Here is a 2,996-nt window from a genome sequence, read left to right as displayed (position 1 = left end):
ACCGAGGTCGCGGTGTCCTCGGTGCAGGCGGCGCTGCAATATCTGCTGCGGCAGGAAGCCGCACGCGGCAAGCTCTCGCCGCCCAATCCCGAGGCGCCCGAAGTGGGCTGCGGGCTGATCGTGCTCGCCATGGGCAAGATGGGCGCGGGCGAGCTGAACTATTCCAGCGACATCGATCTCATCGTGTTCTTCGATCCTGATGCGACGACGCTGGCGGCGGACATCGAGCCGCAGCCGTTCTTCGTCCGGGTCACGCAAGGCATGGCGCGTATCCTGCAGCAGCGCACCTACGACGGCTACGTCTTCCGCGTCGATCTGCGCCTGCGGCCCGATCCGTCCTCGACCCAGGTGGCGATCTCGCGGGACGCCGCGCTGAACTACTATGAGCGGGAAGGGCGCACCTGGGAGCGCGCCGCGATGATCAAGGCGCGTGCCTGCGCCGGCGATCCCCGGGCGGGCGAGGCGTTGCTCGCCGAGATCGCGCCCTTCGTCTGGCGCAAGCATCTCGACTTCGCTGCGCTCGCCGACGTCCACGACATGAAGCGGCAGATGCAGACGTATCGCGGCCAGAGCGAGGTCGCGGTGGAGGGACACAACGTCAAGGTCGGCCGCGGCGGCATCCGCGAGATCGAGTTTTTTGCCCAGACCCAGCAATTGATCGCCGGAGGCCGTCATCCGGAATTGCGGGTGCGGCCGACGCTTAGAGCGCTCGACATTCTCGCCTCCAGCAACTGGATCACCTCCGCTGCGCGCGACGAACTGACCATTGCGTACGAATTCCTGCGCCGGGTCGAGCATCGCATCCAGATGATCGCCGACGAGCAGACCCATACGCTGCCCGAAGACAAGGACGCGGTCGAGCGTTTCGCGCGCTTCTTCGGTTATGCGGATCGCGAAGCCTTTGCGAGCGATCTGCTGCGGCAGCTCAAGATCGTGCAGGGGCACTACGAAAAACTGTTCGAGGGCGACGATCCGACCGGGACGGCCAAGCTGCCGGCGCTCGACTACAGTGCAGGTCCCGACGATCCGCGCCTGCTCCAGCACCTCGCAACGCTCGGCTTCAAGAAGCCTGCCGCCGTCGCGCAGACCGTGCGCGACTGGGTCTCCGGCGACTATCGTGTGTTCCGCAATGAGGCGACGCGGAACGCCTTCGTCGAATTCGTGCCGGCCCTGATCGACGGTCTTGCCCATGCCGAGGAGCCGGATCGCGCCGTCGTGGCGTTCGATCAATTTCTTGGGGCGCTCCAGCGCGGCGGCCGTCTGATCACGCTGCTCGGCCAGAACCGTGATCTCGTCGCGCTGGTGGCGCTGGTGCTGGGCGCTGCACCCCGGCTCGGCGAGATGCTGGCACGGCAGCCGCAGCTGATGGACGGCCTGATCGATCCGCGCTTCTTCGGCGCCATGCCGGACCGGCAGGAGCTGTCGGGACGGTTAGCTGCGACCGTGCAGGATGCCGGCTCATACGAAGAGTTCCTCGATCGCCTGCGCCTGTTCGGGCAGGAGAGCCTGTTCCTGATCGGCACGCGGATCCTCTCCGGCACCGTCTCGGCGCAGCAGGCGAGCACGGCCTTTGCCGATGTCGCCGAAGGCATCGTCCACACCGTGCATGGCCTCGTTGCGGAGCGCTTTGCCGCCCAGCACGGCCGTATCAAGGGCCAGGAGACAGCGATCATCGCGATGGGCCGGCTCGGCAGCCGCGAGATGACGGCCTCGTCCGATCTCGACCTGATCCTGCTCTACGATTTCGACAGCGACAATCCGGACTCCGATGGGCAGAAATCGCTTCAGGGCGCGCATTACTTCGCCCGCTTGACTCAGCGCCTGATCAGCGCGTTCACGACGCGCACCAATTACGGCGTGCTCTACGAGATCGACATGCGGCTACGGCCCTCGGGACGCGCCGGCCCCGTTGCCTCGAGCCTCGTCTCATTCGCCGACTACCAGGCCAACGAGGCCTGGACCTGGGAGCATATGGCGCTGACCCGCGCGCGCGTGGTGTCGGCCTCGCCTGAATTTCGGGAACGGATCGAGCGGGTCATTCGCGACGTCCTGACCCGCCGCCGCGATCCCGGAATCACCGCCAACGACGTCGCCGACATGCGGCGCGCGATCGCTCAGGAGAAGGGCGAGGGCGATTGCTGGGATCTCAAATATGCCGCCGGCGGCATGGTCGATATCGACTTCATCGCGCAATATCTCCAGCTCGTGCACGCTCACGACAAGCCGGAGATTCTCGACGTCAGTACGCTGCAGGTGCTGGAAAATGCGTGCAGGCTCGGCGTGCTCCCGCAGTCGGAGACCGAGATCCTGCGTGCCGCCGCGCGGCTCTATCACGACCTGACGCAGATCCTGCGGCTCTGCGTCAGCGACCGTTTCAAGCCGGAAACCGCCGGCACCGATCTGCAGCGCGTGATGGCGCGGGCTGGCGACGCCCCGGACTTCTCGTCGCTCGAGGCGCGCGTGAAGGAGACCCAGAGCGAGGTGCGGCGCGTGTTCAGGGCGCTGCTGGAAGGGACGTAGCCCGCTGCAGCGAAGTGAGCGCTTCGCGCACGTTCGGCTCCAGGCCCGCGCCGCCGGCATCGAGATGGGCGAAGATCGCGCGCTTCATCCGGGGATCCCAGAATTTCTTGATGTGCTCGGCAATCCCCGGCACGGCCTTGTCGTGGCCCTGGCTGCGGAAGAACGTTCCGATCTGGTTGGCCATGTAGATCAGGCGGTCAGGCGACATCGGCAACCTCCGTGGCATGACGAGCCGCGATCCGGCTGCCGTGCGTAAATATCTCGAATCCGTCCTGTCGGGCGATCGCGATCAGCGTGATGCCGGCCGCCTCCGCCGTGCGGATCGCAAGCGCTGTCGGTGCGGAGACCGCGATCATCACCGGTGCGCCGATCGCGGCAGCCTTCTGCACCATCTCGACCGAGACGCGGCTCGTCAGCAGCACCATGCCGGAGCGCGCATCCGTGCGGCTGCGTGCCAGCGAGCCCGCGAGCTTGTC

General features: G+C 66.5%; 3 protein-coding genes. 1 reads left to right on the top strand and 2 read right to left on the bottom strand.

Features of this window, described 5'->3' with window-relative positions:
- On the top strand, window positions 1-2,520 hold a 2,520-nt coding region (locus MOV75_RS32785), incomplete at its 5' end, for a bifunctional [glutamine synthetase] adenylyltransferase/[glutamine synthetase]-adenylyl-L-tyrosine phosphorylase (RefSeq protein WP_246929691.1).
- On the opposite strand, the gene MOV75_RS32780 is transcribed toward MOV75_RS32785, so the two are convergent.
- The gene (locus MOV75_RS32780) at window positions 2,495-2,728 is read right to left on the bottom strand and encodes a formate dehydrogenase subunit delta (protein WP_246929689.1); all 234 of its coding nucleotides are present in this window, start codon (window positions 2,726-2,728) and stop codon (window positions 2,495-2,497) included. The genes MOV75_RS32785 and MOV75_RS32780 overlap by 26 nt on opposite strands.
- Window positions 2,718-2,996, bottom strand: a 279-nt coding sequence (locus MOV75_RS32775) for a formate dehydrogenase accessory sulfurtransferase FdhD (RefSeq protein WP_247007396.1), incomplete at its 5' end; no start/stop codon positions are given. The genes MOV75_RS32775 and MOV75_RS32780, both read right to left, overlap by 11 nt.

It is taken from the genome of Bradyrhizobium sp. PRIMUS42 (assembly GCF_023006515.1).
In the GTDB taxonomy this organism is placed as follows: Bacteria; Pseudomonadota; Alphaproteobacteria; order Rhizobiales; family Xanthobacteraceae; genus Bradyrhizobium.
Note: the sequence above shows the minus strand (reverse complement) of the source record. Positions and strands in the feature narration are given on the sequence as shown.